This window comes from Micromonospora foliorum, from assembly GCF_022229015.1.
Classification (GTDB): Bacteria; Actinomycetota; Actinomycetes; order Mycobacteriales; family Micromonosporaceae; genus Micromonospora; species Micromonospora foliorum.
The window spans coordinates 1-14,005 of sequence record NZ_JAKKFF010000001.1 but is presented as its reverse complement, the minus strand read 5'-3'; the positions used below and the strand labels follow the sequence as shown (position 1 = coordinate 14,005).

Below are 14,005 nucleotides of genomic sequence, written 5' to 3'. Positions count from 1 at the left end.
CCTTGTGCGTGTTGTGTGTTGCCGCGGTCACAGCGGGGTGCTGGCGACGCTGTACTGTGTGTGGGTAGTTGTGCCGTCGGTGATCTGGGCAGGTGCTGCCGTCCGGCATAGTGGTTGGCTCTCGACTCAGAGTACCTATCTCAGGCTCGGCGACTCCGGGCTCGTGGTGTCCGTGTTCGGCATCGGCTGCTACAACTTCGGCCGCCAGCTGGATCTCGACGGCACCCGGGCGGTGGTGGACTCCGCCTCTGGACGAGGGCATCACCCTCTTCGACACCGCCGACACGTACGGGGCCGGGCACGGTGAGCGGGTGCTCGGTCGCGCGCTCGCCGGTCGCCGCGACGACGCCGTGATCGCCACCAAGTGGGGTTACACCTTCGACGTGGCCGCTCGGCAGGCCACCGGCGAGGACGCGTCGCCCGCGTACCTGCGCAGTGCCGTGACCGCCTCGCTGCGCCGGCTCGGCACAGACCGGATCGACCTTTACCAGCTGCACCTGGCCGACCTGCCGGTGCCGAGGGCGCAGGCGCTGATCGGGACCTGCGAGGACCTGGTGGCCGAGGGCCTGATCCGCGCGTACGGGTGGAGTACCGACCGCCCCGACCGGGCCGCCGCGTTCGGCCAGGCTGCCGCCGGCGCCACCGCCGTGCAACACACCCTGTCGGTGCTCCGCGACGCCCCCGAGCTGCTCGCCGTCTGCGACAAGTACGACCTGGCCAGCGTCAATCGGGGTCCACTCGGGATGGGGCTGCTCACCGGCAAGTACTCGGCCGGGTCGACACTGCCCCGCGACGACGTACGCGGGCTTGCCCCGGGCTGGTTGGAGTGGTTCCGGGGTGGTCGGCCGGCACCGGAGTGGCTGCGCCGGGTCGGCGCGGTCCGTGCCGCGCTCACCGCCGACGGACGCACCCTCGCCCAGGGCGCGTTGGGCTGGATCTGGGCGCGCAGCGGTCGCACCATCCCGATCCCGGGCTGCCGTACGGTCGCCCAGGTCGAGGAGAACGCCGCCGCGCTGCGCCGGGGCCCGCTGCCGGCGGACCAGTTCGTCGAGGTGGAGCGTCAGCTCGCCGCCGTCCGCACGGCCGCCCTCCGCGACGCCGACCGCCCCCACTGGCCCCGCCCGACCCACCCCACAGTCCACCCCTGAGGGCGGTTGCGGGCCTGAGAGCTGTGCGGGCGCCACAAAGGCCCGATGACAGCCAGGTGCCGGTCGCCGAACTCGGCGGCGAACGCCCACACGGCGAGCTCCACCTCCACGGCCGTCGGCTCATGAGGTGCAGCGTTCTCCTCGGCTGCCATGACGTGGTCCTTCCCGGACCGGACCGACGTCCTGTCCGACGGACCACACCCGGGTCGAACACGGAAATCTCCGCAGTCCCGATCGTGGCCGAGATCGTCGCCTGTCCCGTCCGATGGCCGGGACGGCCATCGGACGCAAGCGCAGGAAATTAGGTCCCATCGGTCATTCCCGATGGGCACTCGTGCATCCGTGACCTTGCGCAACCCTGCATTTACCAGAAATCGGCAAAGATGCATGTCACATCTAGAGAACTGGAGCATGTGTGTCTTCGATGAACAGAAGGAAGCTGATCGCGCTCGGCGCCGGCGCGGTCGCCGCAGTGGCGACCGGCACCGCGGCACAGGCCGCACCGTCCACCGACGGTGCGCTGGCCGCCGCCCCGGCCGCCGCCGACCTCGCAGCCACCCTTCCGGGGGGGTTCACGAGCAGGTACGCGGAGGTCAACGGCGTCCGGCTGCACTACGTCGCCGGCGGGCGCGGGGCACCCCTGATTCTGCTGCACGGCTGGCCGCAGACCTGGTGGGAGTACCACAAGGTGATGCCGGCGCTGGCCACCCGATACCGCGTGATCGCCGTGGACCTGCGCGGTGCCGGCGGCTCCAGCAAGCCGGCGTCCGGGTACGACAAGAAGACCATGGCGGCGGACATCGCGGCGCTGGCCGGGGCGCTGGGCTACACCAAGGTGAACGTCGTGGGTCACGACATGGGGTCGATGGTCGCCTACAGCATGGCGGCGAACCACCCCGCGGTCGTCAACAAGATCGCCATGCTGGACGTGGAACACCCGAACAGCAACTACTACGAGTTCCGGATGCTGCCGGCGCCGGGTGCCCCGTTCCACCCCTGGTGGTTCGCCTTCAACCAGGTGTCACAGCTGCCGGAGCAGCTCATCACGGGCCGGTCCCGCTTCCTCGTCGACTGGATGTTCGACAACCTGCTTGTCAACAAGCAAGCCATCAGCGATTTCGACCGGGCCGTCTACGCCCAGGCATACTCGACTCCGGACGCCATCCGGGGCGGCAACGGCTGGTACAAGGCGCTGGGCCAGGACATTGTCGACAACGAGACGTACGCGCCGGTGACCGTCCCGGTCCTAGGTATCGCCCACGACATCTTCTACCCGAGCTTCGCCGCGACGCTCACCCAGCAGGCCACCAACGTGCAGCTGGTACAGATCGCCAACACCGGGCACTACTTCGTGGAGGAGCAGCCCGAGGCGCTCATCCAGCACCTGAAATCGTTCTTCGGCTGAGCGGGCCGAGCTGAGCTGAGGCTCCGGGCGGGCCGGGTGGGCGACGGCCGATCGAGCCGTCGCCCACCCGGCCCGCACTCCACCGATGCTGTTCGGGCACGGCTGGGCGGTACGAAGTCGGCGTGTCGAGCCGGGCACGGCGTGGGGTCAGGGGGTGTGTTCCTTGCGGGCCTGGTCGGCCAGGTGGGTGGGCATGGGGTCGTGGCGGACGAAGTGGCGGCGGAAGGTGCCGGTGCCGGCCGTCATGGAGCGCAGCTCCACGGCGTACCGAAGCAGTTCGGTGGCCGGCACCTCGGCGCGGACGAGGGTGCGGCCCTCGGTGTCCGGGTCCGGTTCGGTGCCGAGCACCCGGCCACGCCGGCCGGACAGGTCGCCCATCACCGTGCCCACCGAGCCGTCCGGGACCCGGATGGTGACCTCGTCGATCGGCTCCAGCAGGGCCGGCTGGCCACGCTCGGCGGCGTCGCGCAGCGCCAGCGCCCCGGCGGTCTGGAACGCCGCGTCGGAGGAGTCGACGCTGTGCGACTTGCCGTCGACCAGGGTCACCCGCAGGTCCACCACCGGGTGGCCGGCGACCAGCCCGCGCTCCAGTTGGGCGCGGACGCCCTTCTCCACCGACGGGACATAGTTGTGCGGCACCGCGCCGCCGACCACCCGGTCGACGAACTCGAAGCCACCGCCGCGGGGTAGCGGCTCGACCTCGATGTCGCAGACCGCGTACTGGCCGTGGCCGCCGGACTGCTTGACGTGACGGCCGTGACCCTTCGCGGGCACGGTCAGGGTCTCGCGCAGCGACACCCTGACCGGCTCGGTGTCCAGTTCGACGCCGCCGGCGCGCAGCCGGTCGAGCACCACGTCCGCGTGCGCCTCGCCCATGCACCAGAGCACCAGCTGGTGGGTCTCCGGGTTGCGCTCCAGCCGCAGCGTGGGGTCGCCGGCGACCAGGCGGGCGAGGTTGCGGGCCAGGGCGTCCTCGTCGGCGCGGCTCCGGGCGGCGATCGCCACCGGCAGCAGCGGTTCCGGCATCTCCCAGGGGGCGATCAGCAGCGGGTCGTCCCGGGTCGAGATGGTGTCGCCGGTCTCGGCGCTGCCCGACTTGGTGATCGCGCAGATGTCACCGGCCACGCAGAGCGGCACCTCCCGCAGGGTGGCGCCCAGCGGGGTGTAGATGTGCCCGACCCGCTCGTCGGCGTCGTGGTCGGGGTGCCCGCGTTCGGCCATGCCGTGCCCGGAGACGTGCACGGTCTGGTCGGGGCGCAGCGTGCCGGAGAAGACCCGGACCAGCGAGACCCGGCCGACGTGGCGGTCGACGGTCGTCTTGACGACCTCGGCGACGAGCGGACCGGCCGGGTCGCAGCTCAGCGGCGGACGCGGCGAGCCGTCCACGCCGGTCACCGCCGGCAGCTCGTGCTCCAGCGGCGACGGGAACGCGGCGGTCAACACCTCCAGCAGCACGTCCAGCCCGACGCCGGTCTGGGCGCAGACCGGCACCACCGGGTAGAAGTGGCCCCGGGCGACGGCCTTCTCCAGGTCGTCGATGAGCACCTCGTCGCTGATCTCCTCGCCGTCGAGGTAGCGGTCCATGAGGGTCTCGTCCTCGCTCTCGGCGATGATCCCCTCGATCAGCTCGTCGCGGGACTCGTCGATGGCCCGCTGGTGCTCCGGGTCCGGGTCGCGGACGTCGGCGGGGAGCCCGGCGCTGTAGTCGAAGACCCGACGGGTGATCAGACCGAGCAGACCCTCGGTGGACACCCCGTCGTCGCCGAGCATCGGCAGGTAGAGCGGCATCACGTTGTCGCCGAAGAGGCGCTGGCAGAGCGCCACCGTCTCGTCGACGTCGGCGCGGGGCTGGTCCAGTCGGGAGACCGCGACGGCGCGGGGCATGTCGACGGCGGCGCACTCCTCCCACAGCGCGACGGTGGCCGCGTCCATGCCGCCCGCGGCGGAGACCACGAAGAGCGCGGCGTCGGCGGCCCGCAGACCGGCGCGCAGCTCACCGACGAAGTCGGCGTACCCGGGGGTGTCCAGCAGGTTGACCTTGATGCCGTTGTGCAGCAGCGGCGCGCAGGACAGGCTGACCGAGCGCTGCTGGCGTACGGCGGCGGGGTCGTGGTCGCCGACCGTGGTGCCGTCGACCACGGTGCCCGCGCGGCCGATCGTGCCGGTCGCCGCGAGCAGCGCCTCGACCAGGGTGGTCTTGCCCGCCCCGGAGTGCCCGACGAGCACCACGTTGCGAACCCGCTCGGGCTCGGTCACCACCGGCGTGCCGCCGGTGGAACCCTTCTCTTGACTCTTCTGCGCCATGGGGCGCACCTCCCTCAGCCGGTGGTGGTGGCGACCGCCGCGCGACGGGAAGCGGCCCGGGGCGAGTGCGCGGCGATATCCTCCGGTGGTCTGCTGCACAGCGGGAACGGGACGGGCGGACGGGTGAGCTGGCTCACCTTCCGGCTCGATCTCACACCCGTTGCCGGATAGGCACAAGCCTCCCCCGGGCGGGTCGGCGGTACCGTCCGTATCGCCGGAGCTGGGCGGACCGTTATCGTGGGGACCGCCATGGCGAAGATCTTCCAAGTGTCGGCCCGCGCGGGGATGACCCGCGTCGTCGAGCCGATTGCCCGCGCCCTGCTGCGCGCGGGCGTCACCCCCAATGCCGTCACCGTCGCGGGCACCGTTGGTGTGCTCGTCGGCGCGCTCGGCCTCGGTGCTCGCGGCCATCTGGTCGCGGGCGCGTTGATCGTCACCCTGTTCGCGCTCACCGACCTGCTCGACGGGACGATGGCCCGGATGAGCGGCGGCTCCACCAAGTTCGGGGCGTTCCTCGACTCAAGCATGGACCGGGTCGCCGACAGCGCCGTCTTCGGCGCGGTCGCGTACTGGCTGGCCACCCAGGGCGACCACTCCGGGGTGGCCGCCGCGCTGGTCTGCCTGGCCGCCGGCGGCCTTGTCTCCTACGTCAAGGCCCGCGCCGAAGGGCTCGGCATGACCTGCAACGTGGGCATCGCCGAGCGCACCGAGCGGCTGCTGATCGTCGGGGTCGGCGGGATCCTCACCGGTGTCGGTGTCGACCCGGCGTTGGAGATCGCGCTCTGGCTGCTCGCCGCCGTGTCGATCTTCACGGTGGGGCAGCGGATGACGCACGTCTACCGCCAGGCCCAGCAGCTCCAGCCGGACGGCCAGGCGTGAGCGGCGTGCCGGCGAGCTGGCGTCGGACGACCGGCGGCCGAGTCGCGTGAACCTCACCGAGCTGGGCTACGTCGCCGGGTGGCGGGTGGTCCGCGCGCTACCGCGGCCGTTGGTGGCGGCGGCGTTCCGGGCGGGCGCGGACCGCGCCCACCGCGCCGGCGGCGGGGGTACGGCCCGACTGCGCGCGAACCTGCGCCGGGTGGTCGGCCCGGAACTGCCCGACACCGAGTTGGACGATCTCGTCAAGCGCGGGTTGCGCTCGTACGCCCGGTACTGGATGGAGGCGTTCCGGCTGCCCGCCCTGAGCCGGTCGCAGATCCTGTCCGGTTTCCGGCTCGACGGCGCTGAGCTGCTCGCCGCCGACGTGGCCGCCGGTCGGGGCGCGGTGGTGGCCCTGCCGCACGCCGGTAACTGGGATGCCGCGGGCGCCTGGGTGGCGGCCACCGGTTGGCCGATCACCACGGTCATGGAGCGACTCAAGCCGGAGGGCGTGTACAAGCGTTTCCTGGCCTTCCGGGCGAGTCTGGGAATGGAGATCCTGCCGACCCACGGGGGGCCGCGTCCGGCGTTCGACGTGCTGCTGGACCGGCTCCGGGCCGGTGCGGTGGTGCCGTTGCTGGCCGACCGGGACCTCTCCGCCCGGGGGGTGGAGGTGGATTTCTTCGGTGGGAAGACCCGGATGCCCGCCGGGCCGGCGTTGCTCGCGCTGCACACCGGTGCGCCGCTCTACGTGGCCTCGCTGTGGTACGAACCGGATGCCGCCTGTGCGTCGCTGGCTGGTCCGTTGCCGGTGCCGGGCCCCGAGGTGGGGCCACTGGACCAGCGGGTCCGGTCGCTGACCCAGCTGATCGCCGACCGTCTGGCGGCGGGTATCGCCCAGCATCCGGAAGACTGGCACATGTTGCAGCGGATGTGGCTGGACCAGGCGAGGTCGGGGGAGGGCGCGGCGCTGCCCTCGTCGGCCTCCGGCCCGGCCTGAGGAGGTGGGCACGTTGAGGTGGTGTCCCGCAGCCGCGGACGGGGGGCGCTGACGCATGCGGATCGGCATCGTGTGCCCGTACTCCTTCGACGTGCCCGGTGGGGTGCAGAACCACGTCATGGACCTCGCCGAGGCGCTGATCGCGCTCGGCCACGAGGTCAGCGTGCTCGCGCCGGCCGACGAGGATTCGCCGCTGCCGGAGTACGTGGTGTCCGCCGGGCGGGCCGTCCCGCTGCCGTACAACGGTTCGGTGGCCCGGATCGCGTTCGGCCCGGTGTCGACCGCCCGGGTGCGCCGGTGGATCACCAACGGCGACTTCGACGTGCTGCACGTGCACGAGCCGCTCACGCTGAGTCTGTCGCTGCTGGCCGTGCTCTCCGCCCGTGGCCCGGTGGTGGCCACGTTCCACACCGCGATGACCCGTTCGCGGGTCCTCGCCGCGGCCCAGGGTGTGCTCCAGATCGTGTTGGAGCGGATCACGGCCCGGATCGCGGTGAGCGCGTTGGCCCGCAAGGTGCAGGTCGAGCACATGGACGGCGGCGCGGTGGAGATCCCCAACGGGGTGGCGGTGGCCAAGTTCGCCGACGCCGAGCCGTTGCCGGGCTGGCCGGGGGAGTGCGCGACCGGCACCGGCGGGACACTCGGCTTCCTGGGCCGGTTCACCGAGGCGCGCAAGGGCTTCCCGGTGCTGCGCGACGCGTTCGTGGCGTTGGCCGCCACCCGGCCCGGTCTGCGGTTGCTCGTCGCCGGCCCGGGTGACCCCGACGACCTGTACGACCAGTTCCCCGCCGAACTGCACGAGCGGATCACGTTCCTCGGCCTGGTCAGCGAAGCGGACAAGGCGCGCATGCTGCGCAGTGTGCACCTCTACGTCGCCCCGAACACCGGCGGCGAGTCGTTCGGCATGATCCTCACCGAGGCGCTGGCGGCGGGCACGACGGTGGTCGCCAGCGACCTGGACGCGTTCCGGCGGGTGCTCGACGGTGGGCGGGCCGGTCGGCTCTTCCCCACGGGTGACCCGGTGGGGCTGCGTGGGGTGCTGAGCGAGCTGCTGGACGACCCGGCCGGGCGGGCCACGTTGAGTGCCTGCGGTGATCAGGTGGTCGCGAATTTCGACTGGCCGGTGGTTGCCCGCCGCGTTCTGGAGGTATACGCAGCGGCGATCGAGGCAACCGACGGGCGGGTCATCGACCAGGAATGGGTGGGGCTGGGCTGAGCCGGTGTGACGGATGGTGCGGTGCTGACCGGTGGGACCGGTCCGGCCGCGCCCAATCGGACGAAACGGAGCAGCACTACGATGCCGCACATGTGGTGGGTGGTGGCCGCGAGCGTGGTCGTGGGGCTGGTCGCGGCGTACCTCATCTGGACCGCCGGCCGGGTCGAACGACTGCAGGGCCGCGCGGAGCTGGCGGCCCGGGCCCTCGACGCCCACCTGCTGCGCCGCGCGGCGGCGGCAGCGGTCCTGGCTGAGCGGCGTTTCGGCGTCGAGCTGTACGCGGCGGCCCGGATCGCCCTGGACGCCAGCCCGGACGAGCGGGAGGCGGCGGAGAACGACCTCACCCGGCAGTTGCGCGGCGTCCAGTTGGACCCGGGCGACCCGGACTGCGCGGCGGTCATCGCCGCCAGTCGCCGGCTCGCGTTGTCCCGGCAGGTGCACACCGACCTGGTCCGGGACGCCCGCTCGGCGCGCAGCCGGCCGCTGGTGCGCCTGTTGCGGATGGGACGGGGCCGGGAGTGGCCGCGCTACTTCGACATCGACGACCCGACCCTCGTCGTCCCGGCGGACGTCCCCGCGGCCTGACCTCCGACGGTCGCCCTCTGCTCCCAGGCCGGCGGGCGGGCCGGTGACCAGGGCCACAGTGCAGGCCACCGGGGGTCTGATTGGCTGTCGGTACGGCGTTGCACCGCGCGTAGCATTTTCGCTGCCACCCCCAGAGCACGTCCAAGGAGCGATGACCCGTGCCCGAAAACACCGCGTCGAACACCGGTACCGCCCCCGTCGTCGGCACCGCCCGCGTGAAGCGTGGCATGGCCGAGATGCTCAAGGGCGGCGTGATCATGGATGTCGTCAACGCCGAGCAGGCCAAGATCGCTGAGGACGCCGGCGCCGTCGCGGTGATGGCCCTGGAGCGGGTGCCCGCCGACATCCGCGCGCAGGGCGGGGTGTCCCGGATGAGCGACCCCGACATGATCGACGGGATCATCGAGGCGGTCTCCATCCCGGTGATGGCCAAGGCCCGCATCGGTCACTTCGTGGAGGCGCGGATCCTCCAGTCGCTCGGCGTGGACTACGTCGACGAGTCCGAGGTGCTGACCCCGGCCGACTACGCGAACCACATCGACAAGTGGGCGTTCACCGTGCCCTTCGTCTGTGGCGCGACGAACCTGGGCGAGGCGCTGCGCCGGATCACCGAGGGCGCGGCGATGATCCGTTCCAAGGGCGAGGCGGGCACCGGTGACGTCTCCAACGCCACCACCCACATGCGGAAGATCCGTCAGGAGATCCGCCGGCTGTCCTCGCTGCCGGCCGACGAGCTGTACGTCGCGGCCAAGGAGCTGCAGGCCCCGTACGAGCTGGTCAAGGAGGTCGCCGAGAGCGGCAGGCTGCCGGTGGTGCTGTTCACCGCGGGCGGGATCGCCACTCCGGCCGACGCGGCGATGATGATGCAGCTCGGCGCGGAGGGTGTCTTCGTCGGTTCCGGCATCTTCAAGGCGGGCAACCCGGCTCAGCGGGCCGCCGCGATCGTCAAGGCGACCACCTTCCACGACGACCCGGACGTGCTGGCCAAGGTGTCCCGGGGTCTCGGCGAGGCGATGGTCGGCATCAACGTCGACGAGATCCCGCAGCCGCACCGCCTGGCCGAGCGCGGTTGGTGAGGTCGGCGCCCGTCAGGGCTGAGGACGGTCGACGCGCCCCGCCGGGGCGGCGTGACATGGAGAGGAACGGTGCGAACGTGACGGCACCCGTGATCGGTGTGCTCGCGCTCCAGGGCGACGTCCGCGAGCACGTGGCGGCGCTCGCCGCGGCGGGTGCGGACGCCCGCCCGGTCCGCCGTCCGGCGGAGCTGGACGCGGTCGACGGCCTGGTCATCCCCGGCGGGGAGTCCACCACCATGAGCAAGCTCGCCGACATCTTCGAGATGCGCGAGCCGATCGACAAGCGGATCGCCGACGGTATGCCGGTCTACGGCTCCTGCGCCGGCATGATCATGTTGGCGACCGAGGTACTCGACGGCCGACCCGACCAGCGGGGTTTCTCCGGCATCGACATGACCGTCCGGCGCAACGCGTTCGGCCGGCAGGTCGACTCGTTCGAGGCGCCGGTGACGGTCGCCGGGGTGCCGGGCGAGCCGTTCCACGCGGTGTTCATCCGCGCGCCCTGGGTCGAGCGGGTCGGTGCCGGCGTCCAGGTCATCGGGGTGGTGACCGGCGGTCCGGCCGCCGACCGGATCGTGGCGGTCCGACAGGGCAACCTGCTGGCCACCTCGTTCCACCCGGAGCTGACCGGTGACCTGCGGGTGCACGCGTACTTCGTGGACCTGGTCCGCGCCGCGTCCTGAACGGCGGGCGGCCGGGCCGGGCTGTCCATGATGTTCGCCGCGGTCGTGACCAGGGCCGGGGGTTTTTGCCCCGTCTGCCCTGGTCCGCGGGGGCCGGGTGGCCGTGCCGCGCGCGGTGCATGACAGCGACCGGGGGGACGTCGGTAGGATTGCGGAGATTCGGCAGGGCCATCTGCCCGCCACGGCTTCCACCAGAGCTGACCGGCACCTCCGCGTGCGCCGGTGGGAGCGGGGCGTGAGCGGTGCGGTCGATGCAGACGGCGGGTAGCAACGGAGGTAGAAGATGTCCGGCCACTCAAAGTGGGCGACGACCAAGCACAAGAAGGCCGTCATCGACGCCAAGCGCGGCAAGATGTTCGCCAAGCTGATCAAGAACGTCGAGGTGGCCGCTCGGATCGGCGGCGGCGACCCCACCGGCAACCCGACGCTCTTCGACGCCATCCAGAAGGCGAAGAAGAGCTCGGTGCCGAACGACAACATCGATCGCGCCGTCAAGCGCGGCTCCGGCCTGGAGGCCGGCGGCGCCGACTGGCAGACGATCATGTATGAGGGGTACGGCCCGAGCGGCGTGGCCATGCTCATCGAGTGCCTCACCGACAACCGCAACCGCGCGGCGACCGAGGTGCGCACCGCGCTGACCCGCAACGGCGGCTCGCTCGCCGACGCCGGCTCGGTGTCGTACATGTTCTCCCGCAAGGGCGTGGTGATCGTCCCGAAGGAGGGCACCAGCGAGGACGACGTGATGCTGGCCGTCCTGGACGCCGGCGCCGAAGAGGTCAACGACATCGGCGAGGCGTACGAGGTGGTCTCCGAGCCGACCGACCTGATCCCGGTGCGGACGGCGTTGCAGGACGCCGGCATCGAGTACGAGTCGGCCGAGTCGTCCCTGATCCCCAGCGTCAACGTGCCGTTGGACGAAGAGGGCGCCCGCAAGATCTTCAAGCTGATCGACGTCCTGGAAGACTGTGACGACGTCCAGAACGTCTACGCGAACTTCGACATCAGCGACGACGTGATGGCGGCGGTCGACGCCTGAGTGGCAGTGGTCGGTGCGGCATGACGGCGACGCGGTCGTGCCGCCCCCCGGCCTGGTGGTCGACCCGGTAACGGGTCCGCCGGGCGGCGAACGAGGAGGTGCCGGAGTGGTGGCGGACCGGTTCGCTCCCGGCGACATCGTCGTGCGCCGTGAGGTGCTGCGCGGCGAGGTCTGGTTCGGCTGCCCGACGATCTGCGTCGAGGATTCGCCCGACCTGCTCGCCCTCTACCTCCCACCGGGAGCCGAGTTCGGCTTCCCGGAGACCGGCGTCTTCCCGTGCGGACGGCACCCGTGGGAGACCGCCGGGCACCGCTCCTGGTCCGGGCACGGCAAGCTGATGCTGCAACGCCCCGGTGAGGCGCACTCGATCGACGTGTTCTGGACCGGGCCGGGCCGCGACTTCGCCGGCTGGTACTTCAACCTCCAGGACCCGGTGCGGCGTACGCCGGTCGGGGTGGACACCCTGGATCACGAGCTGGACCTGTGGTGGGCCGCGGACGCCGACCGGTACGTCTGGAAGGACGTCGAGATGTTCGCCCAGCGCCTCGTGGAGGGGCGCTACCCGGGTATGGGGGACGCCATCCAGGCCGAGGGCGACCGGATCGCCGCCCTGCTCGACGGCGGTGAGCGCTGGTGGGACCCGGCGTGGGCCACCTGGCAGCCCGACCCCGCCTGGACGGCGCCTCCGCTGCCCGCCGGCTGGGACCGGGTGCCACCCGCGCGCTGAGCCGGAACGCCGGTCCGGCCGGTCAGCCTGCCGGTCGGGGGTCGACCAGGAACACCTGGTCCGCGCCGTTGGTGCACGGCTCGACCAGCGCCTCGGCCGACACCTCGGTGTCATCGTCGCGGAGCCCCACGCACAGGTCGGTGCCGCTCGGCCTGATCCGGTACGAGGTCGGCGCGGGTACGGTCGGCTCGAAGCGGAACAGCTGCGACGGGTTGCTGTCGCTGCACTTCGTGAAGGGTTCGAGCAAATTTCGACCGGGATCCTCGCTGCGGATGGTGAGGCAGCCCGGCCCGTGCACCGGGTGGCTCCACTTGATGAAGTACAGCCCGCCGGCTGCCGGCTCCAGGTAGGTGTCCGGTGGGGTGGCGTCCACGCAGGGACGCTGGACCGCCACCTCGTGCGGGTACTGCCTGGTGCGCTCGCGCCCCTCGGTGAGGCACAGTTGCGGGTTGCGGGCGGGGTGGATCCGGCTCAGCCGCGCGTCCGGCCCGATCGTCGGGCTGGCGTCCGCCTCGGGGCTGGCGTCATCGTCCGGGCTGGCGCTGGCCGAGGGGACGCCGGAAACCGCCGGGGTCGGGCCGCCACGTTGACCCGTCGGCGGTACGTCGTCGGGTCGCTGGATCCAGGCGACCACGCCGACCGCGGCCAGTAGCACCCCGACGACGAGAAACGCCAGCGGTGCGCGCCGGGCGAACCACCGCGCTCGTGCCGGTGCGGCACGTTCCTCCGCCGCCGCGTCGACCGCCGAGCCGTCCGCTGTGCTGCCGTCGGCCGGCTGGTCCGACACGGGCGACGTCGGCGCGTACGCGTTCACCGCGATCCGGTGTCGCGCCCGTAGCCACGTCTCGACCTGATCCTCGGCGCCGCAGGCCCGAACGAACGCGGCCACCACCTCGGGCCGCGGCAGTGTGGACCGGCGCAGGATGTCGGCCGCGGTGCTGCGGGCCAGCACGTCACCCGCCGACGCGGCACGCTGCTCCAGTTGCCGGTAGGTGAGCCCCGAGCGGTCCTTGAGCTGGCGCAGCATCTCGACGAACCCGGCCGGGTCGGACGCGTCGTCCGGGCGTAGCTCCCCCGTGGTCATCGCCCGATTCTCCAGACACCGCGGACGCGGGGGCAAGTCGGGTCCCAGCGACTGTCCGAGATGGTCGGACAGGATCCGGACATGGCGCCCTGAGCTGCCCGGACAGCGCACCCCGGCGGCCAGGGCATTGTCCTCGCCCGCCGGCTTATCTAGCGTCGACGCTCGATGGCCGCGCCGTTGGGCGGGGTGCGGCCGTCGGGCTCGGACCGGTACCGGTGCGCGCCCGACCAGATCGACGACACGGGGAGAATCGGTGGATGACGCTACCCGGGATCCGGTGCCGCAGGCGGCCACGGCGGGGGAGTACGTCGCGTTGCTGCGGGACGTGCGGAGGTGCTCGGGCCTGACCTACCGGGAGATATCCCGGCGGGCCTCGGCGGCCGGGCACTGGCTGCCGGCGAGCACGCTCGCCACGATGCTGGGGCGGATCACCCTGCCCCGGGAGCGCACCGTGGTGGCGATGTTGGCGGCCTGCGGGGTGCCCGACATCGAACGGTGGGTGGGGATGCGGCGGGACATCGAGGCCCGCCTGAGCGAACGGGACCGGTGGGAGACACCGGCGTCGCCGACCACCCTGACGCCCGCCGCCAGCCAGCCCGTGCCGGCGGAGCCGCTCCCGCAGGCTGGCCCTGCCCCGTCGGCGGAGCCCATCCCGCCCGCCGAGCCGACGTTGCCCGCCGACCCTACCCCAGTTCGGATGAGCGTCGTGTAGGGAACGAGTGCAGCTCGCGGGGTTCGCCGTACCATTAAAACAATATCGATCGTTGGACTCAGTTGCCGCTAATATCAGTTCTATATTCGTAGGTGTGACGGCGGCTGTACACTTGTCTGTTGCTCGATGAGTAGTGCTATCTCACTTGTATACTCCAGTACTGACATCAGT

12 protein-coding genes and 1 pseudogene are annotated in these 14,005 nt (G+C 71.9%); 11 read left to right on the top strand and 2 right to left on the bottom strand.

Translation table 11 applies throughout. The features are described 5' to 3' along the window. Positions 1 to 163: 163 nt before the first annotated feature. Together PSH25_RS00065 and PSH25_RS00060 are read left to right on the top strand one after the other, a co-directional pair. Positions 164 to 1,148 (top strand): annotated as a pseudogene (locus PSH25_RS00065) (aldo/keto reductase). A 424-nt stretch (positions 1,149 to 1,572) separates the two neighbouring features. Beyond that, entirely contained in the window at positions 1,573 to 2,553 is a 981-nt protein-coding gene (locus tag PSH25_RS00060) for an alpha/beta fold hydrolase (RefSeq protein WP_238656970.1), read from the top strand. A 147-nt stretch (positions 2,554 to 2,700) separates the two neighbouring features. Here the strand turns inward: PSH25_RS00060 and PSH25_RS00055 are convergent, their stop codons facing one another. Beyond that, on the bottom strand, positions 2,701 to 4,857 hold the full coding sequence (locus PSH25_RS00055) for an elongation factor G-like protein EF-G2 (RefSeq protein ID WP_238656969.1): 2,157 nt from the start codon (positions 4,855 to 4,857) through the stop codon (positions 2,701 to 2,703). Positions 4,858 to 5,106: 249 nt separating this feature from the next. Between PSH25_RS00055 and pgsA the strand changes: the two genes are divergently transcribed. The 8 genes from pgsA to PSH25_RS00015 all read left to right on the top strand — a co-directional run bounded on the left by pgsA (position 5,107) and on the right by PSH25_RS00015 (position 12,038). Continuing rightward, positions 5,107 to 5,736, top strand: coding sequence for a phosphatidylinositol phosphate synthase (pgsA, locus tag PSH25_RS00050; RefSeq protein WP_238656968.1), 630 nt, complete (start codon positions 5,107 to 5,109; stop codon positions 5,734 to 5,736). A 46-nt stretch (positions 5,737 to 5,782) separates the two neighbouring features. Beyond that, entirely contained in the window at positions 5,783 to 6,715 is a 933-nt protein-coding gene (locus PSH25_RS00045) for a phosphatidylinositol mannoside acyltransferase (RefSeq protein ID WP_238656967.1), read from the top strand. A 55-nt stretch (positions 6,716 to 6,770) separates the two neighbouring features. Beyond that, positions 6,771 to 7,931 carry a glycosyltransferase family 4 protein gene (locus tag PSH25_RS00040; protein ID WP_238656966.1) on the top strand — a complete coding sequence of 387 codons (1,161 nt, stop codon included), beginning with the start codon at positions 6,771 to 6,773 and terminating at the stop codon, positions 7,929 to 7,931. An 81-nt stretch (positions 7,932 to 8,012) separates the two neighbouring features. After that, on the top strand, positions 8,013 to 8,516 hold the full coding sequence (locus PSH25_RS00035) for a hypothetical protein (protein ID WP_112583378.1): 504 nt from the start codon (positions 8,013 to 8,015) through the stop codon (positions 8,514 to 8,516). Positions 8,517 to 8,674: 158 nt separating this feature from the next. After that, positions 8,675 to 9,592, top strand: a complete 918-nt coding sequence (gene pdxS, locus PSH25_RS00030; RefSeq protein WP_308193597.1) for a pyridoxal 5'-phosphate synthase lyase subunit PdxS — start codon at positions 8,675 to 8,677, stop codon at positions 9,590 to 9,592. A 77-nt stretch (positions 9,593 to 9,669) separates the two neighbouring features. After that, entirely contained in the window at positions 9,670 to 10,275 is a 606-nt protein-coding gene (gene pdxT, locus PSH25_RS00025) for a pyridoxal 5'-phosphate synthase glutaminase subunit PdxT (RefSeq protein ID WP_238656965.1), read from the top strand. Between the two features lie 283 nt (positions 10,276 to 10,558). Then, on the top strand, positions 10,559 to 11,311 hold the full coding sequence (locus PSH25_RS00020) for a YebC/PmpR family DNA-binding transcriptional regulator (protein WP_238656964.1): 753 nt from the start codon (positions 10,559 to 10,561) through the stop codon (positions 11,309 to 11,311). A 13-nt stretch (positions 11,312 to 11,324) separates the two neighbouring features. Further along, entirely contained in the window at positions 11,325 to 12,038 is a 714-nt protein-coding gene (locus PSH25_RS00015) for a ribonuclease FAU-1 family protein (protein WP_238656963.1), read from the top strand. 22 nt (positions 12,039 to 12,060) lie between these two features. Here the strand turns inward: PSH25_RS00015 and PSH25_RS00010 are convergent, their stop codons facing one another. Continuing rightward, entirely contained in the window at positions 12,061 to 13,122 is a 1,062-nt protein-coding gene (locus PSH25_RS00010) for a helix-turn-helix domain-containing protein (RefSeq protein WP_238656962.1), read from the bottom strand. Between the two features lie 253 nt (positions 13,123 to 13,375). On the opposite strand from PSH25_RS00010, the gene PSH25_RS00005 reads away from it, so the two are divergent. Then, positions 13,376 to 13,834, top strand: a complete 459-nt coding sequence (locus tag PSH25_RS00005; protein WP_238656961.1) for a helix-turn-helix domain-containing protein — start codon at positions 13,376 to 13,378, stop codon at positions 13,832 to 13,834. The last annotated feature ends 171 nt before the right edge of the window (positions 13,835 to 14,005 follow it).

Bases quoted from the DNA above. Each gene is read 5' to 3' on its own strand.
- PSH25_RS00060 (WP_238656970.1), top strand. From the start codon at position 1,573: ATGAACAGAAGGAAGCTGATCGCGCTCGGCGCCGGCGCGGTCGCCGCA.
- PSH25_RS00055 (WP_238656969.1), bottom strand. From the start codon at position 4,857: ATGGCGCAGAAGAGTCAAGAGAAGGGTTCCACCGGCGGCACGCCGGTG.
- pgsA (WP_238656968.1), top strand. From the start codon at position 5,107: ATGGCGAAGATCTTCCAAGTGTCGGCCCGCGCGGGGATGACCCGCGTC.
- PSH25_RS00040 (WP_238656966.1), top strand. From the start codon at position 6,771: ATGCGGATCGGCATCGTGTGCCCGTACTCCTTCGACGTGCCCGGTGGG.
- PSH25_RS00035 (WP_112583378.1), top strand. From the start codon at position 8,013: ATGCCGCACATGTGGTGGGTGGTGGCCGCGAGCGTGGTCGTGGGGCTG.
- PSH25_RS00020 (WP_238656964.1), top strand. From the start codon at position 10,559: ATGTCCGGCCACTCAAAGTGGGCGACGACCAAGCACAAGAAGGCCGTC.
- PSH25_RS00010 (WP_238656962.1), bottom strand. From the start codon at position 13,122: ATGACCACGGGGGAGCTACGCCCGGACGACGCGTCCGACCCGGCCGGG.